The 26,119-nt window shown below is 45.5% G+C and carries 19 protein-coding genes and 1 other annotated feature; of the genes, 14 read left to right on the top strand and 5 right to left on the bottom strand.

From position 1 onward, the window contains the following. On the top strand, positions 1-1,365 hold the full coding sequence (locus tag AC04Q6_RS04980) for an MFS transporter (RefSeq protein WP_119248331.1): 1,365 nt from the start codon (positions 1-3) through the stop codon (positions 1,363-1,365). Continuing rightward, positions 1,349-2,311, top strand: coding sequence for a carbohydrate kinase family protein (locus AC04Q6_RS04975; RefSeq protein WP_119248330.1), 963 nt, complete (start codon positions 1,349-1,351; stop codon positions 2,309-2,311). The genes AC04Q6_RS04980 and AC04Q6_RS04975 overlap by 17 nt, the downstream gene beginning before the upstream one ends. A gap of 97 nt (positions 2,312-2,408) precedes the next feature. On the opposite strand, the gene ilvN is transcribed toward AC04Q6_RS04975, so the two are convergent. The 3 genes from ilvN to AC04Q6_RS04960 form a co-directional block, all read right to left on the bottom strand. Continuing rightward, positions 2,409-2,918 carry an acetolactate synthase small subunit gene (gene ilvN / locus AC04Q6_RS04970; RefSeq protein WP_119248333.1) on the bottom strand — a complete coding sequence of 170 codons (510 nt, stop codon included), beginning with the start codon at positions 2,916-2,918 and terminating at the stop codon, positions 2,409-2,411. Positions 2,919-2,930: 12 nt separating this feature from the next. Next, on the bottom strand, positions 2,931-4,649 hold the full coding sequence (gene ilvB, locus AC04Q6_RS04965; RefSeq protein ID WP_119248329.1) for a biosynthetic-type acetolactate synthase large subunit: 1,719 nt from the start codon (positions 4,647-4,649) through the stop codon (positions 2,931-2,933). 100 nt (positions 4,650-4,749) lie between these two features. Further along, positions 4,750-4,991 (bottom strand) — a binding site (T-box leader). A gap of 82 nt (positions 4,992-5,073) precedes the next feature. Next, positions 5,074-6,357 (bottom strand): CNNM domain-containing protein, encoded by a 1,284-nt coding sequence (locus AC04Q6_RS04960; RefSeq protein ID WP_476389562.1) that lies wholly within the window; start codon positions 6,355-6,357, stop codon positions 5,074-5,076. A gap of 249 nt (positions 6,358-6,606) precedes the next feature. Here AC04Q6_RS04960 and AC04Q6_RS04955 point away from each other — a divergent pair, with 249 nt between their 5' ends. The 5 genes from AC04Q6_RS04955 (at position 6,607) to AC04Q6_RS04935 (ending at position 12,464) form a co-directional block, all read left to right on the top strand. Then, entirely contained in the window at positions 6,607-7,305 is a 699-nt protein-coding gene (locus AC04Q6_RS04955) for an ABC transporter ATP-binding protein (protein ID WP_118063730.1), read from the top strand. Between the two features lie 10 nt (positions 7,306-7,315). After that, positions 7,316-9,631 carry an FtsX-like permease family protein gene (locus AC04Q6_RS04950; RefSeq protein ID WP_476389561.1) on the top strand — a complete coding sequence of 772 codons (2,316 nt, stop codon included), beginning with the start codon at positions 7,316-7,318 and terminating at the stop codon, positions 9,629-9,631. Positions 9,632-9,827: 196 nt separating this feature from the next. Beyond that, positions 9,828-10,208, top strand: a complete 381-nt coding sequence (locus tag AC04Q6_RS04945; protein ID WP_118063726.1) for a diacylglycerol kinase family protein — start codon at positions 9,828-9,830, stop codon at positions 10,206-10,208. Between the two features lie 89 nt (positions 10,209-10,297). After that, entirely contained in the window at positions 10,298-10,729 is a 432-nt protein-coding gene (locus AC04Q6_RS04940) for a phasin family protein (RefSeq protein WP_118070646.1), read from the top strand. A gap of 136 nt (positions 10,730-10,865) precedes the next feature. Then, complete coding sequence (locus tag AC04Q6_RS04935; RefSeq protein ID WP_476389560.1) at positions 10,866-12,464, top strand: AarF/UbiB family protein; 1,599 nt, start codon at positions 10,866-10,868, stop codon at positions 12,462-12,464. A gap of 147 nt (positions 12,465-12,611) precedes the next feature. On the opposite strand, the gene AC04Q6_RS04930 is transcribed toward AC04Q6_RS04935, so the two are convergent. Continuing rightward, positions 12,612-13,439, bottom strand: a complete 828-nt coding sequence (locus tag AC04Q6_RS04930) for an AraC family transcriptional regulator (protein ID WP_118063721.1) — start codon at positions 13,437-13,439, stop codon at positions 12,612-12,614. A 543-nt stretch (positions 13,440-13,982) separates the two neighbouring features. Here AC04Q6_RS04930 and AC04Q6_RS04925 point away from each other — a divergent pair. After that, positions 13,983-15,509 (top strand): glycoside hydrolase family 31 protein, encoded by a 1,527-nt coding sequence (locus AC04Q6_RS04925; RefSeq protein WP_118169771.1) that lies wholly within the window; start codon positions 13,983-13,985, stop codon positions 15,507-15,509. Positions 15,510-16,458: 949 nt separating this feature from the next. Here the strand turns inward: AC04Q6_RS04925 and AC04Q6_RS04920 are convergent. Further along, the gene (locus AC04Q6_RS04920; RefSeq protein WP_294676405.1) at positions 16,459-17,103 is read right to left on the bottom strand and encodes a YesL family protein; all 645 of its coding nucleotides are present in this window, start codon (positions 17,101-17,103) and stop codon (positions 16,459-16,461) included. Between the two features lie 685 nt (positions 17,104-17,788). Here AC04Q6_RS04920 and AC04Q6_RS04915 point away from each other — a divergent pair. From AC04Q6_RS04915 to melA, 6 genes are all read left to right on the top strand, one after another. Continuing rightward, positions 17,789-19,042 (top strand): ABC transporter substrate-binding protein, encoded by a 1,254-nt coding sequence (locus tag AC04Q6_RS04915; RefSeq protein ID WP_118169775.1) that lies wholly within the window; start codon positions 17,789-17,791, stop codon positions 19,040-19,042. A gap of 99 nt (positions 19,043-19,141) precedes the next feature. After that, complete coding sequence (locus tag AC04Q6_RS04910; protein ID WP_021650445.1) at positions 19,142-20,044, top strand: carbohydrate ABC transporter permease; 903 nt, start codon at positions 19,142-19,144, stop codon at positions 20,042-20,044. A gap of 15 nt (positions 20,045-20,059) precedes the next feature. Then, complete coding sequence (locus tag AC04Q6_RS04905; protein ID WP_092070262.1) at positions 20,060-20,899, top strand: carbohydrate ABC transporter permease; 840 nt, start codon at positions 20,060-20,062, stop codon at positions 20,897-20,899. Positions 20,900-21,079: 180 nt separating this feature from the next. After that, on the top strand, positions 21,080-23,299 hold the full coding sequence (locus AC04Q6_RS04900; protein WP_476389559.1) for an alpha-galactosidase: 2,220 nt from the start codon (positions 21,080-21,082) through the stop codon (positions 23,297-23,299). 150 nt (positions 23,300-23,449) lie between these two features. After that, the gene (locus AC04Q6_RS04895) at positions 23,450-24,370 is read left to right on the top strand and encodes a helix-turn-helix domain-containing protein (protein WP_476389558.1); all 921 of its coding nucleotides are present in this window, start codon (positions 23,450-23,452) and stop codon (positions 24,368-24,370) included. 312 nt (positions 24,371-24,682) lie between these two features. Next, on the top strand, positions 24,683-26,008 hold the full coding sequence (melA, locus tag AC04Q6_RS04890) for an alpha-glucosidase/alpha-galactosidase (RefSeq protein WP_118062740.1): 1,326 nt from the start codon (positions 24,683-24,685) through the stop codon (positions 26,006-26,008). Positions 26,009-26,119 lie beyond the last annotated feature (111 nt).

Below are 26,119 nucleotides of genomic sequence, written 5' to 3'. Positions count from 1 at the left end.
ATGGGAAGCGAAAACAAAAATGGAAAAGTACCGCTGATCAGTAAGATTGCATATGGTTTTGGTGATGTCGGATGTAATTTCAGCTGGATGTTCGTCAGTAATTTTCTGATGATATTTTATACAGACGTGTTCGGAATCAGTATGGCGGCTGTGTCAGCACTTATGCTTTTTTCAAGATTCTGGGATGCGATCAATGATCCAATCGTCGGGGGACTTACGGATAAAACAAAATCGAGATGGGGACGGTACCGTCCATGGCTGTTAGTAGCGGCACCAATTACAGCGATTCTTCTTGTTATGACATTCTGGGCAAGACCTGACTGGCCGCAGAATGGAAAGATCATTTATATGGTAATTACATATTGTCTGCTGGTTTTGGGGTATACCTGTGTGAATATTCCATATGGAACCTTGTGTGGTGCTATGACACAGGATATTGATGAACGTGCAAAAATAAATACATCCCGTTCGGTTGCAGCGATGATTGCAATTGGTGTGTTAAATATTATCACAGTTCCGCTGCTCAGCAAATTCGGCAGTCACAGTGCAAAGACAGGATATCTGACGGTGGCGGTCATATATGGATGTATTTTTACAGCCTGTCATTTCTTCTGCTTTGCGAAGACGAAAGAGGCAGTGATTACTCCGGAAAAAGAAAAAATTTCTGTAAAGATACAGTTGAAAGCAGTCATGCAGAACAGACCATATCTTCTTGCATTGGCAGGGCAGATATTATTTGGATTTACGTTATATGGTAGAAACGCAGATATTCTGTATTATTTTACATATGTGGAAGGGAATGCCTCCTACTACACAACTTATTCGATGTGCATTATTATTCCTTCTATCATCGGGGCAGCCTGTTTTCAACCATTATTCCGCAAGTTGAATAACAAAGGAAGAACAGCATCTCTCTTTGCTTTATTTACAGGAATTTCCATGTTGTCTATGTTTTTCTTCAATGCCAAAGAATCACCAGCTATTTTTTATGCATTATCTGGTCTCACACAGTTTTTCTTCTCTGGATTTAATACCGCAATCTATGCAATTATTCCAGACTGTGTGGAATATGGGGAGTGGAAAACCGGACTTAGAAATGATGGTTTTCAGTATGCATTTATTTCACTTGGAAATAAAATCGGAATGGCAGTTGGAACAGCACTTTTAGCAGGATTACTTGGAAAATATGGTTATATTGCAAATCAGACACAAAATGCAATTGTACTTTCAATTATGAAGCATGCATTTACGACGATTCCGGGTGTACTGTGGATTGTGACTGCGGTTGTATTATTTTTCTACCGGTTAAATAAAAAACGTTATAACGAGATTGTAGAGGAACTAAAAAATGGAAAAAAAAGTTGATATCGTGGCATTGGGAGAATTGCTGATTGATTTTACGGAAGCAGGATATAATCAGGATGGGAGGAAATTGTTCGAACAGAATCCCGGCGGTGCTCCGGCAAATCTTCTAACCGTTGCAAGCCACTTTGGGTATCGCACATCTTTTATTGGAAAAGTTGGAAACGATATGCATGGTAAATTTTTAAAGAAGACACTGCAAAAGGAAGGAATCAATACAGATGCTATTGTTGAAGATCCGGGTTATTTTACAACGTTGGCATTTGTGGAAATTGGTGAAAATGGAGAACGGAATTTTTCTTTTGCAAGAAAACCGGGTGCAGATACACAGTTAAAAAAAGAAGAACTGGATCAGACATTAATTTCAGGTTGTAGAGTTTTTCATTTTGGATCATTATCACTGACAGATGAACCGGCAGAAAGTACAACGATCGAAGCGGTAAAAATGGCAAAAGCAGCGGGTGTACTTATTTCATATGATCCAAATTACCGTCCGTCTCTTTGGAAGAGCAAAGAGTATGCAGTGAAAAAAATGAGATCTGTCATAGAATTGGTAGATGTCATGAAGGTATCGGATGAAGAGAGTATTCTGTTGACAGAGGCGAAAAGTTATGAGCAGGCTGCAGATCAACTCCTTGCCATGGGACCAAAGCTGGTTGCCATTACATTGGGAGAACAGGGCGTTCTTATGGCAACAAAAAGCAGAAAAGAAATCATCAAAGCATTTCAGACACATGCGGTCGACACGACTGGGGCAGGTGATTCATTCTGGGGAGGCGTATTATGCAGTATCCTTTCTATGAATAAGAATGTTGGAAAAATGGAATGGGAAGAAATCAAAAAGTGTGCTGTTTTGGGAAATGCAGTTGCTGGATTGTGTGTGCAAAAGAGAGGCGGAATCCCTGCGATTCCGACGAAAGAGGCAGTGCTTGAATTTATGCAGAAATAATGAATGTATATGAACAAACTCGGGGCTGTAAAAATCACGATTTATTAATCGTTAAAGCATCAGCCCCGTGTTTTTCTGTCGGAGTATTATTCCGCTTTTATCTTTCCATCATACTGATCGATTCAATTCCAACACTTCCGCCGCGGACAACTTCGATGTGTTTGAACTCTTCTTTGACCAGTTTGATAACTGCGTCGTTTTTGGTTGCGGTCTGGACAAATTCCAGGAGAAGGCTGTCTTTTCCGTAGTCGATGACACGGGCTTTGAAGGTCTCAGCGATCTGGAAAAGTTCCACTTTGTCTTCCGGGGAGCAGCCTTTTACCTTGATGTAAAGGATCTCCTTCATTCGAACAAATACATCTGTAAAATCAATGACCTTGATAACTTCGATCATACGGTTCAGCTGTTTTTTGATCTGCTCAAAAGTCTCATCATCGCTGACTGTGGCGATGGTCATTCTGGAAACTGTGGGGTCCTCGGTGGTTCCAACAGTAAGACTGTCCAGGTTATAGGACTTTCCGGAGAAAAGACCGGAAATCTTGGAAAGAACACCGACCTGGTTTTCAACGTAGAGAGAGATCCATCTTTTTTTCATTCCTTTATCCATCATTCATTCCTCCTAACAATCCATGATCAGATCAGCCAGAGTACCGCCCGGCTTAACCATCGGGTAAACCATTTCCTCCGGATCAATGATAAATTCGATGATCGTAGGAGTTTTTGTATTCTTCTTAGCCTCTTCGAAAGCAGCCGCGATCTGATCCTTTTCAGTTACGCGGATACCTTTTGCCCCATAGCTCTCTGCGAGACGGATGAAATCCGGTGTGTATTCCGGATATTCCTGTCCGTCTGTACGGCGGGAGAGTGCACCGGCTTTTAAGTTTGTCATGGCGTAGCGTTTTCCGTAGAAAAGCTTCTGCCACTGGCGGACCATTCCAAGATATTCATTATTAAAGATACAGCAGATGATCGGAAGTTCCTCCAGAACTGCGGTAGCCAGCTCCTGAATGTTCATCTGCATGCCGCCGTCACCGGAAACGGAGATGACCGGTGTGTCCGGATTGCCGATCTTGGCACCGATAGCACCTGGAAGGCCATAACCCATGGTTCCAAGTCCACCTGACATGATCAGCTGACGGTTCTCGGTGATGTCTGCATACTGGCTCACTAGCATCTGATGCTGACCTACATCGGTAACAAGAATGGCCTTGTCAAACTGGAGGTTGATCTCGCCGATGATATCCAGCGGTCCCATAATACCACGATCTTTCATGGTAAGAGGATGCTCTTCCTTCCATTCCTGGATCTGCTTCAGCCATTTGCCGGTATTACAGTCCTGTACATATTCATTCATTTTTGTTATTGCCTCTTTTGCATCGGCAACGATGGGGATGTCTACATGGATATTTCTGGAAATGGAAGCGGTGTCAATATCGATGTGGACGATCTGTGCATGTGGGGCAAATTCATGGAGCTTGCCTGTGATACGGTCGTTAAAACGGGTTCCGATGGAAAACAGAAGATCGCATTCATTTACTGCCATATTTGCGGCATAAGCGCCGTGCATACCAAGATTTCCGATAAACAGAGGGTTCTTTGTGGAAATGGCGCCACGTCCCATAACGGTTGTGACAACCGGGATCTGAGTTTTCTCAACAACCTGGGTAAAAATCTCCTGCGCGCGGGAAATGATCACACCGCCGCCAGCAAGAAACAGAGGTTTTTTGGCCTTCTGCAGCATTTTGAGGGCACGCTTCAGCTGTCCGATATGCACGCTGGTGTTGGGCTTGTAGCCGCGGATATTGACAGTCTTCGGATACTCAGCACTTCCCAGCTCGGCCATTACATCCTTTGGAAGGTCGATGAGAACCGGGCCTGGGCGTCCGGTGCGTGCGATATAGAAAGCTTCCTTGATGATACGTCCAAGATCCTCACGGTTGCGGACGGTAACACCGTATTTTGTGATGCTTCTGGTGATCCCGACAATATCAACCTCCTGGAACGCATCGTTTCCGATGAGGTGACGGGCAACCTGTCCGGTAAAGCATACAAGCGGAACACTGTCATAGTTGGCAGTTGCAAGACCTGTAACAAGGTTGGTAGCTCCGGGACCGCTGGTAACGAGACATACGCCAACCTTTCCGGTAGTTCTGGCATAGGCATCTGCTTCGTGTACAAGGGCCTGTTCGTGACGTGGCAGGATGATGTCAATGCCGCTCTGTTTATATAATTCATCGCTGATATCGATGGTGCAGGCACCAGGATAGCCGAACAGAACATCAACGCCTTCTTCTTTTAAGGCTTTTACAAGCAATTTGTTTCCGGAAATCTGTTTCATGAATTGGTTCCCTCCTTTGATGATGTGAAAAGTTAAGCAGATAAGGGCTGCCGCGAGAAATTTTTCCAATAAAAAAGTCCCGGCATATCGGATAAAATATGCTCAGGACGGATAATTCCGCGGTACCACCTGTTTTCAGAGGTAAAACTCTGCTCTCTGCCAGTACAAAATTATACTGCCTCCCTGTAACGTGGGAATGACGATGAAGCCTACTGCATGAAGATCCATGGTTCAGTCCACTGCTCGAGGGCTACTTCCATAGTACTGTCACGAAGATTCTCACCGGCCATCTTCTCTCTGTGCATCCGGAAACTATGTACTACTCCCTGTCATTGCATTTAGTAAATGTGAATAAAAATTTTAGATTATTATAATATAAAATATCGGAACTGTCAATCAGAAATAGACAGTTCCGATAATGGTTCTATTCGGATTCATGATCGCTTACATGAAGCGTTTCCGGAAGATAAACATGCACTTTCTCAATGCGGTTCTTATCCAGTTTTTCCACGATCAGACGGATGCCTTCCTCTGTGATCACCTCATCACCGGCAACAGGCAGGCGGTCCAGGTGTTCGATGATAAATCCGCCAAGGGAATCGTAATCCTCAGAATCCAGTTCTGTATTCAGGTGATCGTTCACATCGTCCAGGTGCATGGAACCCTCGATGATATATTCACGGTCGGAAATTTTCTGGACAAGTTCGTCCTCTTTCTCGTCGTACTCGTCATGGATCTCACCCACGATCTCCTCTAGGATATCCTCCAGTGTGATCAGTCCGGCCATATCACCGTATTCATCCAGTACAATGGCAATGTTGAAGGTGGAGTCCTTCATTTCCACAAGAAGATCGGAAATGCTTTTTGTTTCGTAAGTGAAATGCGGCTTTCGGAGGAAATGATCGATAACAAATTCCTCATTTTTGTCGTAAAGAAGAAGATCCTTCATGTTGATGATTCCCACAATGTTGTTCTGGCTGTCCTTATAAACCGGCAGACGCGTGAACTTATCCTCGCGGAAAATATCGATCAGTTCATCATAGGTGGATTCCACATCCGCAAAGGTAACATGTACTCTTGGAACCATGATATCCTTGGCTGTGGCATCTCCAAGATCAAATACATTGTAGATCATTTCTTTTTCGTCGGATTCAATGACACCGTCCTCATGGCTGACGTCCACGATAGTACGAAGCTCCTCCTCGGTCATGGCCTTGCTGGCTGCATCCGGATCCACACGCATCAGGCGCATCACACCTCTTGAAAAGAGATTGATGATAAAGATCACCGGTGTCATGATGGTCATAAGAAATTTAAAGACCGGGATATAGCGGAGGGTGATCTTTTCAGAGTTAATGGTTGCGTAGTTCTTGGGGGTGATCTCGCCGAAGATTAAGATCAGAACCGTCAGGATCACCGTTACGATGCTGACCATATATCCGCCAAAGCTGTATGCAAGTGTGGTTGCAAGGGAAGAAGCCGAAATGTTCACAATGTTGTTTCCGATGAGAATCGCACTGAGAAGCTTGGGCGTCTGGTTCTCAAGAATATCGAGAGCCATGGCTGCACGCTTGTTTCCCTCGTCTGCAAGAGAGCGGAGACGGATCTTGTTTACCGACATCAGCGCGGTTTCGTTAGATGAGAAAAAGGCTGACAATGCCAGCAGAATAAGTAATATGATTATCTGGTAAGTGTCGCTGGGGTCCACTTTTAATATTCACTCCTTTAAAAAATAAGATTTATTTGCTTAAAAATATATAGATACTCCCACATTATATACGTTTTTTGGCCTTTTGGCAAGTGGTGTAAGGAGACAGAAATCCTCCGAAAAATGTACGAAAATACGACAGCTTCTTGACAAAATAGTGAGTCTAAACTAACATATATTTATCAGTATTTTCCGGTGGCTGCGGAAATATGATGCCGGAAAAATAGGTTGAAATGGAAGGAGAACGATATGTTTCTGGAGATAAAAGGGATCAAAAAATCCTTCGGGGCAGGAGAAAGCCGTGTGGATGTTCTGAAAGGGATCGATCTGGAAATAGAAAAAGGAGAATTCTGTGTGTTGCTGGGGCCCTCCGGTTCCGGAAAATCCACACTGTTAAATATCATCGGCGGCATTGACGGAGCAGATGCAGGCAGTATCACCATTCAGGGGGAGCGCCTGGAAGATATGAAAGAAAAGAAACTTTCGCTTTACCGCAGAAAACATCTGGGATACATTTTCCAGATGTATAATCTGATTCCTAATCTGACGGTACGGGAAAATATTGAAGTGGGAGCCTACTTAAGTGACAGACCTCTGGATGTGGATGAATTGCTTCATACCCTGGGACTTTATGAGCATCAGAGAAAGCTTCCCAATCAGCTTTCCGGAGGTCAGCAGCAGCGAACAGCTATTGGACGGGCCATTGTAAAAAATCCGGATATCCTGCTCTGTGACGAGCCTACCGGTGCGCTGGATTATAATACCTCCAAGGAAATCCTGAAACTGATCGAAACCGTCAATCATAAATACGGAAACACCATAGTTATGGTTACCCACAACGACGCCATCAAGGATATGGCAGACCGTGTGGTGAAACTTCGTGACGGTATGATCCGCAGAAACTATCAGAATGAGCAGAAGATTCCGGCTGCAGACTTGGAATGGTAAGGAGGCAGGCATGAAGAGTCCTTTGCGTAAACGGATCCCCAGGGAACTGAAGGGGGAATTTGTAAAATATCTGGTGGTTTTTCTGCTGATGGTCCTGACAATCGGGTTTGTGTCCGGCTTCCTGGTGGCTGACGGAAGCATGCTGAAAGCCTATGACGAAAGTTTTGACAAATATAATATTGAAAACGGAAATTTCCGTACTGCGGAAAAAGTTTACAGATCTCAGTGGAAAGACATTGAGGCAGCAGGTGTTACACTTTACGAGAATTATTATATAGAAGAAGCTCTGGATAACGGAAGTACCATGCGTTTCTTTAAAAACCGGGAGCAGGTGAACAAGGTCTGCCTGATGAAAGGAGAAATGCCATCCGAACAGGGCGAGATCGCCATTGACCGAATGTATGCGGATAATAACAGCCTTCAGGTGGGGGATACTCTGACCGGGGGCAAAAAATCCTGGAAGATCACAGGCCTGGTGGCGCTTTCTGATTACAGTGCTCTGTTTCAGAACAACAATGATTCCATGTTTGATTCTGTAAAATTTGGTGTTGGAGTCGTGACACCGGAGGAATTTGAAACGCTCAGTCAGGAAAAGCTCCAGTATAATTATGCCTGGATCTATAATAAACAGCCGGAGAACGAAAAAGAGGAGAAAAAGGTTTCCGAGGACCTCATGGAGGATATTGGAAATGTTGTGACACTGGAGGCCTTTGTACCACGTTATCTTAATCAGGCGATTATTTTTACCGGCGATGATATGGGTGGAGATAAGGCTATGGTTGTCATGCTTCTTTATATCGTGATCGTGATCATGGCTTTTGTGTTTGGGATCACCATCAGCAATACTATCCGTAAGGAAGCGGGCGTGATCGGTACCCTTCGTGCATCCGGTTATACCAGGCGGGAGCTGATCCTTCACTATATGACGCTTCCTGTGCTGGTAACATTGGCCGGTGCCCTGGTCGGAAATATTCTTGGGTATACCATCTTTAAAGGCGTGTGCGCAGGTATGTATTACGGAAGTTACAGTCTGCCGACGTATGTGACTGTATGGAATGCAGAGGCATTTCTTCTGACAACGGTAGTTCCGGTCATCATTATGATACTGATCAATTATGCGGTGCTCAGGTATCGTCTGCAGCTTTCACCTCTTAAATTCCTGCGAAGGGATTTTTCCGGAAAAAAACAGAAGCGTGCGGTGTATTTAAGCCCGAAGATCGGAATCTTTTCCAGGTTCCGCCTCCGTGTGATCTTTCAGAATGTGAGTAATTATCTGGTGCTGTTTGTGGGCGTTATTTTTGCCAATCTGCTGTTGTTTTTTGGAATGCTCCTGCCATCTGCCCTGGATCATTATCAGCTGGAGATCCAGGGGCACATGCTGGCAAAATATCAGTATATGCTCAGCGTTCCGGCAAGTGTTTCTTCAGGAAACAAGCTGGATGGCATGCTCTCTCTTCTGGAATATTATATGGATACCAGAACGGACAATAAAGATGCGGAAAAATTTTCTGCGTATTCTTTGAATACCATGCCTGGCAAATATAAAAGCGAGGAGATCGTGCTCTACGGTGTGGAGCCGGACAGCCAGTATATCCATGCAGATCTTTCGGGGGACGGTGTCTATATTTCCAGTGCCTATGCGGATAAATTCCGGATCAAAAAGGGAGATACCATAACCTTGAAGGAAAAATACGAGAAGGATGAGTATTCCTTTAAAGTAGATGGGATTTATGATTATACGGCAAGTCTTTGTGTATTTATGGAGCGGGATAAACTGAATGAGGTGTTTGATCTGGGCGATGATTATTTTGGGGGATATTTTTCCAATACAGAGATCAAAGATATTGATTCAAAATATATCGGATCTGTCATCGATCTGGAATCTCTTACAAAAATATCCAGGCAGCTGGATGTCTCCATGGGAGATATGATGGGAATGATGTACGGATTTTCTGTGATCATTTTTCTGGTGGTGATCTATCTGCTTTCCAAGGTCATTATCGAAAAAAATGCCCAGGCCATTTCCATGACCAAGATCCTGGGCTATACAGATGGGGAGATCAGCCGGCTCTATATACTATCCACATCTCTTGTGGTGGTGATCTGCCTGCTCTTAAGTCTTCCCGTTGAGCGTCAGGTGATGGAGGTGCTGTTCCGTGAGATGATGCTTTCCAGTATTTCAGGATGGATCACCATGTGGGTGGACCCGATGATCTATGTAAAAATGATGGCGATCGGAATCGCAGCCTACGCAGTAGTAGCAGTTCTGGAATTTCGAAGGATCCGTCACGTGCCTATGGATGAAGCACTGAAAAATGTGGAATAATATGAGACATCCGGATACATATGTGGAAAAAGCAATGCCGGATATCCGCTTGACCAGTTATCTGTGAATAACCGCATATACTCCTTAAATATTCATAAATTTTCCGAAATACTGGAAATATTACTACAAACTTGTTATAATAATTCCATAATTCCCTATGGTAGGGATAATTCACACAGGAAATCAGGTGAGGAACATGGCAGGCAGAAAGAAGGACCCGCTGTATAAAAGTTTCGGATATGCGTTTCAGGGAATTTTTACCTGTATCCGCGAGGAAAGAAATATGAAGATCCACTGTACGGTGGCAGTTCTCGTTGTGATCGCAGGGCTGATCCTTGGAATTTCCGTGACAGAGTGGTGCATCTGCCTGGGGCTGTTTGGAATGGTGATGGCGCTGGAACTGGTAAATACGGCAGTGGAAGCTGTGGTAGATCTTGTAACAGAGGAACGTCACCCTCTGGCAAAGATTGCCAAGGACACAGCAGCCGGAGCAGTACTGATCGCAGCGATCATGGCGGCGATCACAGGGCTGATCATTTTTGTTCCGAAAGGGCTTGCTTTTCTGGGAATATGGTAAGAGAAGTAAATGGTTGTTTTGGGATAAGGTGTGCCGCGGGGTATATAGTATAATGGCTTTGCCGCGGCCGGTTTCAGGAAAGGAGAATTATTATGGAATTAGGTGAAGGACTGAAAAAAATCTTATTAGTAGGAATTGGTACAGCAGCAGTAACAGCAGAGAAATCCAAGGAGATCCTGGATGAACTGGTCAGAAAAGGCGAGCTTACCGTTGAGCAGGGAAAGGTTCTCAATCAGGAACTGAAGCACAACATCAAGTCAACAGTTAAAACTGCAGCGGATTCTGTTAAAGAAAACGCGGCAAGAAAGAATGAACAGGAAGAACTGAAGGCAACAATCTCCAAACTCACACCGGAGCAGCTGGCAGCTGTGAAGGCTCAGATCGAGAGCATGCAGGCTGAGGCTGCCAGGGAGAAAGAAGAGGCTGCTGAGACAGCAGAAGAACCGGTTGAGGAAGCTGCACCGGAAGCAGCAGAGCCGGAAGTAGAAGCTGACGGGAATGAGGAAGCGGCTGCAGACTGAGCATCGAGAAAAAGCAGCAGATTATTCTGGAAGAATTCCGGCAGTACAGCCAGGTGGCGTAAGAGCCAACAGATGAACGTCAGGAAATCCTGGTAAATAAGTTCATCTGACGATATTGTTGTAAATGGAGAAGCTTATGGGCAGAGAAAAAAAGGAGAAGAAAGAGAACAACGGATATGGAGAACGGCTGAGAGAGATCACAGCCGTTCTGAAAAAGCATGCCATTACCCGGGGTGTTTCTCCTGAAAAACTCCGGCTCATACTGGAAGATCTGGGCCCAACTTATATTAAGTTGGGTCAGATTATGTCCCTGCGTTCCGATATTCTTCCAAAGAGGTACTGTGATGAGCTTATGAAGCTCTGCTCAGATGTGCCGCCTATGCCTTTTTCACAGGTGATCGAGGTTCTGGAGGAATCCATGGGTTGCCCCTGGCAGGAGGAATTTCAGAATATTGAGCAGAAGCCTCTGGGTGCCGCATCCATTGCCCAGGTTCACAGAGCTACGCTGAAAACCGGAGAAGAGGTTGTGATCAAGGTTCAGCGCAAGGGAATCTATGAAACCATGGCAAGGGATATCGGCCTGATGCACAAAGCCGTACGTCTGATGCCGCCGGTAAGTATCAAGGGCATGGTAGATCTGAACATGGTTTTGAGCGAACTGTGGACTGTGACTCAGGAGGAGATGAACTTTCTGACGGAAGCTTCCAATATGGCGGAGTTTGCCAAAAAGAATAAAGATGTGGCTTTTGTAAAAGTGCCGATCCTTTACCGGGAATATATTTCGCCCCATGTACTGGTAATGGAGTATATTGACGGTTTTGCCATCAATGATAAGGCTGATCTTCTGGCCAATGGTTATGATCTCAATGAAATCGGAACGAAATATGTAGATAATTTCATCAAACAGGTCATGGAGGATGGATTTTTCCATGCAGATCCCCATCCCGGGAATGTGCGTATCCAGGAGGGGAAGATCGTCTGGATCGATATGGGAATGATGGGACGGCTCACAGAGCATGACCGTCATCTGATCGGGGAAGCCATTGAGGGAGTTGCCATGAACAATATCGGCAAGATCCAGGATGCAGTTCTGGCTCTTGGAGAGTTTAAGGGCAAACCGGATTCCAGCAAACTATATGAAGATATCCGTGGGCTGATGGAGAAATATGGCACTGCGGATATGGGAAATATTGATGTGGCGGAAGTGATGGTGGATCTGATGGAGGTCATGAAGGAAAACAAGATCATGATGCCTCACGGACTGACCATGCTTGCAAGAGGACTGACTCATGTGGAGGGGGTCCTGGCTGAGATCTGTCCGGATATCAATATGACACAGATCGCCGCAGCCCGGATCAAGGAGCAGCTTTTCAGCAATGGGAACTGGAAGCATGGGCTCAAAAAAGGTGGTAAAAATCTCGCCTGGTCATTGAAGAGGGCTGTTGATATTCCTTCTCTGGCAGCGGATTTTCTTCAGGGCTGTATGAAGGGACAGACGAAGATCAATCTGGATCTTCATGCTTCAGATGATCTTGCATGGCTTTTGCGGCGGCTGGTACGTAATATTGTGATGGGACTGTGGGTGATGGCGCTTCTGATCAGTTCCAGTATTATCTGTACTACGGATATGAAACCGAAGCTGTGGGGGATCCCGGCCCTGGGAGCTTTTGGTTATGTGTTTGCGTTTATTATTGTTTTGTATGTATTTCTTAAGCATTTCTTTTCCAGAAAGTGAAAGACGGAGATCATTTGCATTTGGTATGGATGCAGGTTGATCGGCCGTCTTTTTTTGTTTCCGGAAGAGATGATCCGGATGTTTGGAGGTTCAGCTGTCTGAGGTGGACTTTTTACGTAGGGCAGTGGATGCCGGAGTATTGCCTGGTTATGTTTGTATGGTTCCGTTGAACATTTTGCGGAATTCTTTTGGGGTGTAGCCGGTGCCCTGGCGGAAATAGTTACAGAAGGATGGGGCGTCCCGGAAGCCGCAGGAGAGGGCTGCTTCCGTGATGGTGCAGGTTGAGGAACAGAGGAGCTGGGTTGCCATCTGGAGGCGGTGTTTCAGGAGGTATTGTTTTGGCGAGATGTTTTCGTGTTCCATAAAGATCCGGTAAAGATAGGAGCGGTCGATTCCTACGTAGCGTGCCACGTCTGAGATCTGGATGGGGTAGGCGTAATTGTTTCGGATGTATTCAGAAGCTTTCTGAAAGTAGAGGGTTGCGATGTCGGTTCTGCTTTCGGAGGGCTTTTTTTGCATGGCGGATAGCATCAGGAGGAGGTTTCCGGCGGTGGCGAGGTCGTTTCCGTTGTTTTCGGAGAAGGTGTTAAGGAGGTTTGTCATGTGGGTGAGGAGGTTGTTTTGCCGGGCTGGTGTTTCCGGGGTGAAGATGAGGGTGTCGGAAAATATGGTCTGCTCCAGGATTTCTTTGCAGGCGGAGCCGTCAAAGCCTGCCCAGGCGTAGCTCCAGGGGTCGGAGGTGTCGGCGCGGTAGTAGATGGAGTCCATGGGGCGGATGAGGAAGGCGTCACCTGCTTTCAGATGGTAGGTGTGTCCGCCGCACTGGTAGATGCCTTTGCCGTGGAAGATCACGTGGAGAAGGTAGTGGGGGCGCATGGCCGGACCAAAGGAGTGGCCGGGGCCGCAGTCTTCCTGGCCGCAGAAGTAGACGGAGAGGGTGTGCTGGGTTTGGGGTTCTTGGTGTGTGTTTTTCATTTGGGTGGGCCTCCTGGTTTCTTGGGGTATGCAACAAAAACGCAATTTTGGGTCACAAAATGGGGTGGGATGTTGTATAAGGTGATTATACAATATTGGGGTGAGAAGGGCAAGGATGGGGAGGACGGATATACGGGCTGGTATTTCCAACCGGACGGGAGATGTTGGGTCGAGGTGCTGCGCTTTCGACTTGGGTGTAAATCGGCGTAACGTTACATTGCCAGCACCGTAGAATCCATCGCCCCACCAGTACATATTCACATTTCCACAACATACAACAACTGCGTGCCCGGAAAGGGGGAGCGCGAGGGGGAAAAGCGGGCTTCGCTAACTCTGAGTGCTTTCCCCCTCGCATTTCCTCAGCTTTGAAAAGCGAAAAAAATAAATTAATAAAGAAAAAATAACATCAACATTTAACCAAAACTGCGGAGCAGTTATTTGGTTATGAGCAAGTAGCGAAGCGGATTGCGAATATCCGCTTGACTAAAAAATCTCAACATATAAATAAGAACTATAAATTCACATGTAGAAAGGAGCTTCAACATGAAAACAACCATGTTAAAAAACGAATTCTGGTACGGTGGCGCAGTCTATGAAGGCTATCGCCAGCCCGTAAGCGCAGACGACATTGTGGACTGGGATTTCCGCGAGAACCCAACTCACAATCAGATCATGCCTTTATTCCTTTCCTCGAAAGGACGTTACATCTGGAGCAATGCAGGTTTCCGCATTTCTTTTAGAAAAGGTGAGATCCTGGCGGAGGGTCCGGAAATTATCGTTCTGGAAGATGGCTTCCATGATCTGCGAGGTGCATACCTGGCAGCTATGAAAGCGCATTTTCCATTTCATGAGATCAAACTTTCAGACAGGTTTTTCCAGACTCCGGTATACAATTCCTGGATCGAACTGACTTATTATCAGACCCAGGATAATATCCTGAAATACGCAAAAGGTATTCTGGAAAATGGTTTTCCGGCAGGGGTTTTGATGATCGATGATGGCTGGTCTCCTTATTATGGAAGGTGGCAGTTCCGTGGGGATAATTTCCGTGATCCGAAGGGAATGATCCGGGAACTGCATGAGATGGGTTTTTCTGTGATGTTGTGGATCTGTCCTTTTATTACTCCGGATACTGTGGAGTTCCGGGAAGCAAGGGATAAGCATTTTCTGATCGAGACTCCTGAGGGGAAACCGAGGATACTGGAGTGGTGGAATGGTTATTCTGCTGCGCTGGATCTGACGAATCCGGATGCTATGAAGTGGCTGAAGGATCAGCTGGATGTGCTTATGGATATGGGCGTGGATGGTTTTAAGCTGGATGCGGGTGATCCCTGTTATTATCATGCCGGGGATAAGATGTTCCGGGATGTTTCCGGGGATGAGTTGTCCAGGCTTTGGGCGGAATTTGGAGAGCAGTTTGCGTTTAATGAGCTGCGTGTGTGTTTCCGTGCAGGGGGTTATTCGCTGATGCAGAGGCTTTGCGATAAGCAGACGAAGTGGGACGAGACTGGTATTGCGGGGCTGATCCCGGATACATTGATCCAGGGACTGACGGGGCATCCTTTTGGCAGTCCGGATATGATCGGCGGGGGTGAGTATACCTGTTTTCTGAATGGAAATGAGAATGCATGTACGCCGGAGATGTTTGTGCGGTATGCACAGATTGCGGCTCTGATGCCGGTGATGCAGTTTTCCGCGTCTCCCTGGAGGGTACTGCCTGAGGCGGATCTTCAGAGGGTGAAGGATGCGCTGGCTCTTAGAGAAAAGTGTCTGCCGGATATCCTGGCTGCTGTAGAGTGTGCAAAGAGTACCGGTGAGCCGATTGCCCGTTCTATGGAGTTTGTTTTCCCTGGACAGGGTATGGAGAGGGTGATGGATCAGTTTATGATCGGTGAGGAGCTTTTGGTGGCTCCTGTGTGGAAGCAGGGGGAGGTTTCCAGATGTGTGAAACTGCCTGAGGGGCAGTGGAGGTGTGTCGGCCTTGGGGAGACTGAGGGTGATGTGCTGAATGGTGGACAGGATGTGGTTCTTGGTGAGAATGAGGGACTGGTTGTTTTGAGAAGAGAGTAGGTGAAAAGGGACGCCTCGCGGGCTGTTTTTTCAGGACGGAAAGGTGAGATGGAGGGAGTGGATGGATATACGGACGCCATCAAGGCGTGTGCTGTCCGGCGCGGGGCTTCGTCGGGGGCTGTCTTCTAGGCCGCCGAAAATCTGCTAAAAGCGTTTTCCAAAAGTCCGAACTCGCTTACGCTCAGACAGCGAACTTTTGAAAAACAACGCAGATTCCCGCCAGCCAAGAAGCAGCACCCCTCCTGCAGAGCCGCGCCAGCCAGCACACGTCTTGCTGGCTGGTATTTCCAGGCGGTAGAAATAGGTGTCTGGACGGAAGGGGAATCAGGTAGGATGGTGCGAATGGATGACCGGTAGGGTGATCAAATGGTCAGGTATGAGTGGCTGGAGTGAAAATTTAGTTCTAGGTGGGATGTGGAGTGGTTTCCCGAGAGTTGGATGAGTCATCAGCGCTGCGCTGGATGACCGGGACGAAAGGCTGAGTTTCCCTGTGGCCTGACGGGAGATGTCGAGTCGAGGTGCTTCGCTTTCGACTTTGGAATGTGTGTTATATTTTGTAGCAAGGTGGGTTATGAATAGCTGACCGAGCATTTTCTGGTATATGTTTATGAAAAAAGGAGTTCCGAATCTTTCGTATACAGATTCGAAGCTCCTTTTTAACCAAATCAAGTAAGTCCCCTGGAAATACAATGCCACTGTCCATCCCGTTGCACTATAAAAAAATCGGCACAGCCTCCCACATCCAACACCGCAGAATCCATCACCCCGCCAACGACATACATATACACATCCCCACAACGCACAACAACTGCATGCCCGGAAAGGGGGAGCGCGAGGGGGAAAAGCGGGCTTTGCTAACTCCGAGTGCTTTCCCCCTCGCATTTCCTCCGCTTTGAAAAGCGAAAAACTTTATTATCAAAAATTAAAAACAATTTTCCCTACGCTTTTATCACAAAAGCGAAATATCCTCATCCGGAGGAAGCAGCTTCTTAAAAAATCGATACAACAGCATCGAATTGATAAAAGCTACAAGTCCAAACCCAAAGAAAAACCAGCAGCATGCGTAAAGCGGCTGCATTTTTACATCAATATAAGTCATATAAAGCGGAAAGATACTGATCACAGCCATGGCGATCGTAGTAGGAAAATGCATAAACGCCAGCAGGAACGCATTCCTGCAAAGTGCCCCTAAGGTATTGGCAAAGGTTGCGATTACCGGGAATATGTATAAGGAAAAAATAACCAGGAGTGTCAGGACTCCTACGGACAGATAAAAGAGTATCTGTGCTGTACCACTGCCTGAATGGAGAAGAAAACGTATATTCAGGACAAGTACGATTCCGGCAGCAAGGATCAGCAGCCATACGATCAGTGACTGTTTGAAGTTTTCTTTAAAGGCCCGGAAAAAGGTTCTGGTGGTGCCATTGTTATTTCCTTTTACTGTACGCATCATGCAGTGATACAGGGCAGTCAGCGCCGGCCCGATGGTGATCACCGGTATGCTGCATAAAATAAAGAGAAGATTGGCGATTACGATGTCACCCAGCTTGTTGAGGAATACATGGACAACATTATCTTCATTTAAAAGATTCATAATGAAATATCCTCCTTAATTTAGAAATAGAAACAGAAAACAGACTATACGAAAAATGTCCGATACAGATAATCTTAGCACAGACACTTGCGGTGTGTAAAGAGAAGGAATCGTCAGGTACAGAAGGCTTTAACCAAATCAGGGAAGTCCACTGCGGTGAAGGGGAAAAGCAATGGGCAGCAGGTTCAGAGCTGTATGACGAATGGGGCTTGCGGATATCCTCTCACAGGATCGTATGAAAAAACATGGAATTTTGCGTGCACATGTAAAAATCGGTGCACGCATAGAAAAATGTGTGTTAACAAAAAGTTCATTTTTGCAAAAAAAAGGCATTTTCGACCATTTTGGTTGTTGAAAATATATAAAAACAAACATGTAAAAATGTTGGTTTTGCTACAAAGAAAGAAAAACGTATCAAAACATGCTCGAAAATAGTGATAAATATGAAAATATATCAAAAAAATAAAAGCACATAGGGAAAAATGACGGATATTTAACAAACTATGAATAGAAAATGGACAAAATAAATAAAAAATAACATTTTTCCATATTGAAATGACAATAATCCATTTATCATTTTTCCATGTGCAATTATAATAATATCAACGGTCAGAGACGTGGAAAAATATAAAAACTGACCAAAGAAAGAGGGAAAATAAGAAAGATTTAAAAGGAGGAAGAAGTTATGAATTTTAAAAGAGTAGCAGCATTATTGTTAGCAGGTGCCATGGTAATGACAGCAGTTCCTGTATATGCAAAAGGTGACGATGTTACACTTTCCGTATCCATCTGGGACACCAACCAGGAGCCGGGAATCAAAGAAATTCTTGCAGACTTCACAGAGAAGACAGGAATCAAGACAGAGATTTCCGTTGTTAAATGGGATGAGTACTGGACAATGCTCGAGGCCGGTGCACAGGGTGGTTCCCTTCCGGACGTATTCTGGATGCACTCCAATGAGAGTGAGAGATACATGTCCAACGATATGCTTCTTGATCTGACCGATAAGATCAAAGACAGCGATCTGATCGATCCGGAGAACTATCCGGAGGATATCTGGGGACTGTATACATACGATGATAAATATTATGCAGTACCGAAGGATATAGATACAATCGCTCTCTGGTACAACAAGACATTATTTGACGAGGCAGGACTTGATTATCCGACAGCTGACTGGACATGGGATGATGTTACAGAGGCAGCTAAGAAGCTTACTAAGGATGATGGTTCCCAGTACGGTCTCGCAATGAGAAATGATAACAACCAGGCCGGATACTACAACCTGATCTATGATAACGGCGGATACGTCATCAGCGATGATAAGACAAAATCCGGCTGGGATGATGAGAAGACGATCGCAGCTATGCAGACACTGGAAGGATGGATCAAGGATGGCGTGATCCCGTCTCTTGAGACAATGTCCGAGAACAACGAGGACGTACTTTTCGAGGCTGGCAAGATCGCTATGACATGCCAGGGCTCCTGGATGCTTGCAGCATTTAAAGAGAACGAGTACACAGCAGCTAACTGTGATTGTGTAGAGCTTCCTAAAAACGCTGAGACAGGCAGAAGAGCTTCCTCATATAACGGACTTGGATGGGCAGCATCTGCTTCCGGTGAGCACACAGAGGAAGCTTGGCAGCTGATCGAGTACCTCGGATCCAAAGAGGCTCAGGAGAAACAGGCTGAGCTTGGTGTTACAATGAGTGCATACACAGGAACATCTGATGCATGGGCTAAATCCGCAGACTTCAACCTTCAGGCTTATCTGAACATGATGGATGACATGGAGATCCGTCCATACTCCAAATCTACTGTAACATGGGAGAACGAGGACAACGAGATCCTTAAGGGCGTATACACAGGCGACATCACAATGGAAGAGGCTTGCAAGCAGATGGCTGATCAGATGAACGAGAAGCTGGCTGAGGAGTAAGCATTAAGAAACACCGATAATTAAGTGCAGTAATGAGAGGGGCCGCCGCACTCAGGTGCAGCGGCCTCATACATAGAAGGAATAGAAGGAGTGATTCTTATGGCTAAAACTACCAAGTCACAGGCACGGACAAAGAGAGAGCGCAGTGAGTTCCTCTGGGGCTGGCTGTTTATTCTCCCAACAACCATCGGACTGATCGTATTGAACATCATTCCGATCTTCCAGACTATTTACCAGAGCTTTTTCAAAACAGGAGATTTTGGTAAAGGAAATATCTTTATCGGTTTACAGAACTATCAGAAGGTTTTTGCAGATAAAGAGATCTGGCAGGCACTGATCAACACATTCAAATATGCGATCGTGGAGGTTCCTTTTTCCATTGTCATCGCACTTGTTCTTGCAGTACTTCTTAACAGAAAGATGAAGGGCCGTTCTATTTACAGAACCATCATCTTCCTTCCGATGGTAGCAGCTCCGGCAGCGGTAGCCATGGTATGGAGATGGCTGTTCAACTCTGATTATGGTCTTATCAATAACGTTTTCCATGTTCATGTAAACTGGGTTTCTAATCCGAAAATTGCAGTATTTGCAGTTGCGATCATCGGTGTATGGTCTATCATCGGTTACAATATGGTTCTTTTCCTGTCAGGACTTCAGGAGATCCCGAGAGATTATTATGAAGCAGCATCCATTGACGGTGCAACAGGCGTGAATGCATTCTTTAACATCACGGTCCCGCTTCTTTCACCAACCATTTTCTTCGTACTTGTTACCCGTGTGATCGGATCCCTTCAGGTATTCGACCTGATCTATATGGTTATTGACAAGTCAAACCCGGCACTTACCAAGACTCAGTCACTGGTTTACCTGTTCTATAAATATGCATTTATCAATAAGAACATGGGATACGGCGCTACGATCGTAGTAGTACTTCTTATCATCACCATGATCCTGACAGTATTCCAGATGATCGGTCAGAAGAAATGGGTATTCTACAACTAAAAAGGGGGATTAACCATGGATAGTATGGAAACAAAAAAGAAATTAACCACTATTTTAATACATGTCATACTGATCATTGTGTCCATTACGATGCTTGTGCCATTTATCTGGATGATCCTGACAGCTTTTAAATCTGTAACTGAAGCAACATCTGTAGATCCTTTCACCATTTTCCCGAAAATATGGAGAAAAGACGCATTTATTTCTGTTATCAATAACATGAACTTCCTGCTTCTGTACAAGAATACACTGCTTCTGATCTTCTTCCGAGTAGTGTGTGCGGTTCTTACAGCAACTATGGCAGGCTATGCATTTGGACGACTGAACTTCAAGGGCCGTGATCTCTGCTTCAGTCTTGTACTGTTCCAGATGATGGTTCCGGTACAGATCTTCATCATCCCGCAGTACCTGATGGTCAGCAAGATGGGTATGCTGAATACAATCTTTGCCCTTGTATTCCCAGGTATTGTTACTGCATTCGGTACTTTCCTTCTGAGACAGGGATATATGGGACTGCCGAAGGATCTGGAGGAGGCTGCCAGACTTGACGGATGTAACATCGGTCAGACCTTCCTTTACATCATGGCACCACTTACAAGATCCAGTATGGTCGCACTTGGAATTTTCACAGCTGTATTCGCATTCAAAGACCTGATGTGGCCGATGATCGTTAATACAGATAAGGATATGCTGGTACTTTCTTCCGCACTTGCAAAGATGCAGGGCCAGTACGTATCCAAATTCCCGGAACTGATGGCTGCATCTCTGATCGCCTGCATTCCGATGATCGTGATCTACATGATCTTCCAGAAACAGTTTATCGAAGGTATTGCTACCAGCGGTGGAAAACTGTAATCAGAAATATTACATAAGGTAATACAAGACCGCTGACAATGTATATAACTGAGGATTTGGTTATTGAGGTTGTCAGCGGTATTTTTATCGAAGCAAATGCCAAAATGCACAGTTATTTGATGATTCTTAAGGAAAGAGGCGGATATTTTTATCCGCAGTAAACGAAAAAAGGAGAAAATTATGCCGATCAAATTTCACGAGGGATCAAAGACATTCCACATTTATAACAAACATTTAAGCTACATCACCTGTATCATGGAAAATGGTCAGATGGAGAATCTGTACTATGGAAAAGCTATCCGCGATAAAGAGGATTTCAGTTATCTTCATGAAGAGATCATGCGTTCCCTGATGGCTGTATGCGTTCCGGAACCGGGACTTCTTTCCATGCAGTATACCAAACAGGAGTATCCTGTTTACGGAACCGGTGATTACAGAAACCCTGCCCTTACTGTTCGTCAGGAGAACGGAAGCGAGATCGTAGATTTCAAATATGTTTCTCATGAGATCTATGGCGGCAAGAAGAAGCTTGCCGGACTTCCGGCAACCTACACAGAGAACGAGGAAGAGGCGACATCTCTGGACATTACACTTCATGATCCTGTGATGGACACAGACCTTGTTCTTACATATTCCGTATATGAGGATTACCCGGTGATCACCAGAAGCGCACGCCTTGTTCAGAAAGGGAATCAGAAGATCCGCCTTGAGAACGTGATGAGTGCAGCAGTGGAGTTCCCGGATATGGATTATGAGATGATCCATCTTTCCGGTGCGTGGGCACGTGAGCGCTATGTAAAAACACGTAAACTTGAGATGGGTACACAGGCTGTACAGAGTCTTGCAGGAACCGGTTCCAGCTCTGAGCAGAATCCGTTTATCGCACTGAAGCGTCCTCATACAACAGAAGACACAGGCGAGGTTTTCGGCTTCAGCTTTGTGTACAGCGGCAACTTCCTTGCACAGGTCGAGGTTTCCACCTACGAGATGACACGAGTTATGATGGGAATCAATCCACAGGGATTTTCCTGGGAGCTTTCCAGAGATGAGGAATTCCAGACTCCGGAGGTTGTTATGGTATACAGTGATAAGGGCTTAAACGGAATGAGCCAGGCTTACCACAGACTGTACCGTGACCGTCTGATGCGTGGAAAATGGAGAAATCATGCACGCCCGATCCTCCTCAATAACTGGGAAGCAACCTATTTTGATTTTGATGAGGAAAAAATCCTCAATATTGCAAAAAAAGCCAAAGAGGTTGGGGTAGAGCTTTTCGTTCTGGATGACGGATGGTTCGGAACCAGAAACGATGATTACCAGGGGCTTGGCGACTGGTTCGTAAATAAGAATAAGCTTCCGAACGGAATTTCCGGACTTTCCCATAAGATCGAGGAGATGGGCCTGAAATTCGGTCTCTGGGTAGAGCTTGAGATGGTAAACAAGAACAGTGACTGCTACAGAGCACATCCGGACTGGCTCATCGGAGCACCGGACCGTTTTGAGTCTCACTCAAGACATCAGCACGTTCTTGATTTTTCCAGACCTGAGGTTGTGGATTTCATTTATGATTCCATCTCCAAGGTTATCGAGGAATCTTCCATTTCCTACATTAAATGGGATATGAACCGTTACATGTCCGAGCCTTTCAGCCGCGGCGCATCCGCAGCAGATCAGGGCAAGACTATGCATAAATATATCCTTGGTGTTTATGAGCTGTATACAAGACTGACAGAGAGATTCCCTGACATTCTCTTTGAATCCTGCGCAAGCGGCGGAGCAAGATTTGATCCGGGAATGCTGTATTTTGCACCGCAGACATGGACCAGCGATGATACCGATGCAGCTGAGAGAGAAAAGATCCAGTACGGTACCTCCTTTGTCTATCCGATCGTCAGCATGGGATCTCATGTATCAGCAGTACCGAATCATCAGCTGCACCGTACCACACCGCTTTCCACAAGAGCAAATGTGGCATATTTCGGAACCTTTGGCTATGAGCTGGATCTGAACCTTTTAAGTGATGAAGAGATCGAAGAGGTAAAGGCACAGGTGGAATTCATGAAGGAACATCGTGACCTGATCCAGGTGGAGGGTGATTTCTACCGTATCTTAAGCCCGTTCGAAGGAAATGATACTGCATGGATGGTTGTTTCCAGAGACAAAAAACAGGCAGTTGCCGGATACTATGAGAGACTGAACAAGGTCAATGCTTCCTGGATGCGTCTGCGCTTCAAAGGTCTTGACGAGGATCAGCTTTACAGAGTAAAATGGGAAGATAAGTGCCTGAAAGCTTACGGAAATGAGCTGATGTATGCAGGAATCCCGGTTGATCGTGACTACTGCAATAAGACAAACGGTGATTTCCATTCTGTATTGTATACAATTGAAGCAGAGGACTGATTTCTGTAAATGATGGAATAAAAGCTGTCAGCGAAAAAACATCCGCCTGACCAGAAAAAATAACAGGCCGCCGGATATGGCGGTCTGTTATTGGGTGGCGAAGTAGCTCACGGGCGGAAACACAATATATGACATCAGGGAGGTGACAAGTTGCTTCATACAGTTGGTTTTACAAACTCAGACAGCTATAAATGTCTGGAGAATTTAAAGAAAGGTGCGGTGGATCTCTGTCTTACTTACTGTGGGTGGGAAAAATGCGATCCGGGACATCGATTTGGACCAAATAAAAGGATCTCTCATGTACTTCATATCGTGGAATCCGGAAGAGGAGTTTTTGAGATGGATGGCCATCAGTATCATCTGACCGGTGGAGAAGCATTTCTGATCCCACCCAGTGTGGAGGCCTGGTATGAGGCAGACATGGACAATCCCTGGACATATCGCTGGGTAGGATTTGAGGGAATGATTGCCGAGGAAGTGATCCATGTAAGTGGTTTTAGCCGGGAAAATCCGGTCCGAAGGATCCACTGCATGGAAAATGCTGCAAAATATATTGATGCAATGGTCCAGACCAACAAGCTCGTTTTTGAAAATGAGCTGAAGCGAAACGGACTTCTGATGCTTCTTTTTTCTGACCTGATCACAGATAACCGGGATGCATGTTTGAGAGAAGGCAAGCTTCTTCCATCCCACAGATATCCAAATTCCGTTTATGTGGAGCATGCAGTGAATTACATTGCAGCCAACTTTGACAAGAGGCTGAAGATCAATGAGCTGGCAGACCGCATTGGCGTCAACCGGAGCTATCTTACCAGTTCATTTAAAAAAAGCCTTGGATGCTCGCCGCAGGAATATCTTATGAATCTTCGCATTGAGAAGGCGAAAACTCTTCTGAAAAACGGAGATATTCAGGTCAGTGAAGTAGCTGCAAGAGTAGGGTATGGAGATCCGCTGGCTTTTTCCAAGGTATTCAAGGCAAGAACAGGAAGAAGTCCGAGAGAATACAAGGAAGAAAAGAGAAGACTTGTAGTGAATGGAAAGAAGGGCGATTATACGGAATCTGAGGCCTGATCCTGTGATATATTTCACGAAGAAAAAGAACTCTCTGTCTGGTCCGGAATATATAAAATTCTGGTATCGGGCAGAGAGCTTTTTATGTCATAAGAAATGTTATAGAAAATTACTTCCAGGTATCTCATGCAACAAAACAACAATTATTAACATCAAAGTACATATTTTAAACAAGTTTCCGGTAGTATGATAAGATCACAAAGAAAACGAAGCGGGACTGCACCGCAAAAATAGCAGAAAATCAGGAATTTTAAAGAAAAATATAACAATTCCGGATAAGAGATCCAACAAAGAAAGCAGGAGGAAACGAACATGATCAAAATTACATTCATGGGAGCTGGAAGCACGGTTTTCGCAAGAAATGTACTTGGCGACTGTATGTGCACACCGGCACTTCGCGAGAGCGAGATCGCACTTTATGATATCGATGAGAAGAGGCTGGAGGATTCCAGAATTATCTTAAGTGCCATCAACCACAACGTAAATGAGGATCGCGCAGTGATCAAAACATATCTCGGTGCTGAGAACCGTAAAGATGCACTTCGTGATGCAGACTTCGTAGTCAATGCCATTCAGGTAGGCGGCTATGAGCCATGTACAGTAACAGACTTTGAGATCCCGAAGAAATACGGCATCAAACAGACTATCGCAGATACCCTGGGAATCGGCGGAATCATGCGTGCACTTCGTACCATTCCGGTCCTGGAAGAGTTTGCCCGGGATATGGAAGAAGTCTGCCCGAACACTCTGTTCCTGAACTACTCCAACCCTATGGCAATGCTTACCGGCTATATGCAGCGTTTTACAAAGATCCGTACTGTAGGCCTCTGTCACAGCGTTCAGGTCTGCTCCCAGAAACTTCTTGAGGGAATGGGAATGGAAGACAAGCTTGAGGGACGTACCGAGCTGATCGCAGGTATCAACCACATGGCATGGCTTCTTGAGATCCATGACAAAGACGGAAACGACCTGTACCCGGAGATCCGCAGAATCGCCGAGGAGAAGAATACCTCCGGCGAGAAGCATGAGGATATGGTACGTTACGAGTACATCCGTCATCTTGGATACTACTGCACAGAGTCCAGTGAGCACAATGCAGAGTATAATCCGTTCTTCATTAAATCCAAATATCCGGAGATGATCGAGGAGTTCAATATTCCGCTTGACGAATATCCGAGAAGATGTATCAAACAGATCGAAGGATGGGAAAAAGAGCGCGAGGATATCCTGAAAGATGGCAAGATAGGACATGAGAGAAGCAAAGAGTATGCGTCCTACATCATGGAGGCTGTTGTTACAAACACACCATACAAGATCGGTGGAAACGTTCTTAACAACGGTTACATTGACAACCTTCCGCCGGATGCCTGCGTAGAGGTTCCATGCTATATCGACGGAACTGGTGTACATCCGGTAAAAGTCGGCAAGCTTCCTACACAGCTGGCAGCTATGAACTCATCCAATGTCAGCCCGCAGCTCCTTGCTATTGAGGCAGCAGTGACCAAAGACCGCCAGAAAATCTATCAGGCAGCCATGATGGACCCGCACACAGGTGCAGAGCTGAACATCAAAGATATCCAGGCAATGTGTGATGAGCTGATCGAGGCACATGGGGATTATATGAAGATGTACCGCTAAATATAAGGTACATCAGGGGACTGGAGAATAGTTTTAACAAATATGGAGAAGGCGTTTTTTCTGAACAAAGACAGCAAGGCGGAGCAAAAGGCCCGCTTTACGATAAGGCAG

Source organism: Blautia sp. HA9023, assembly GCF_056504095.1.
This window is presented reverse-complemented; position numbering and strand designations above follow the sequence as displayed.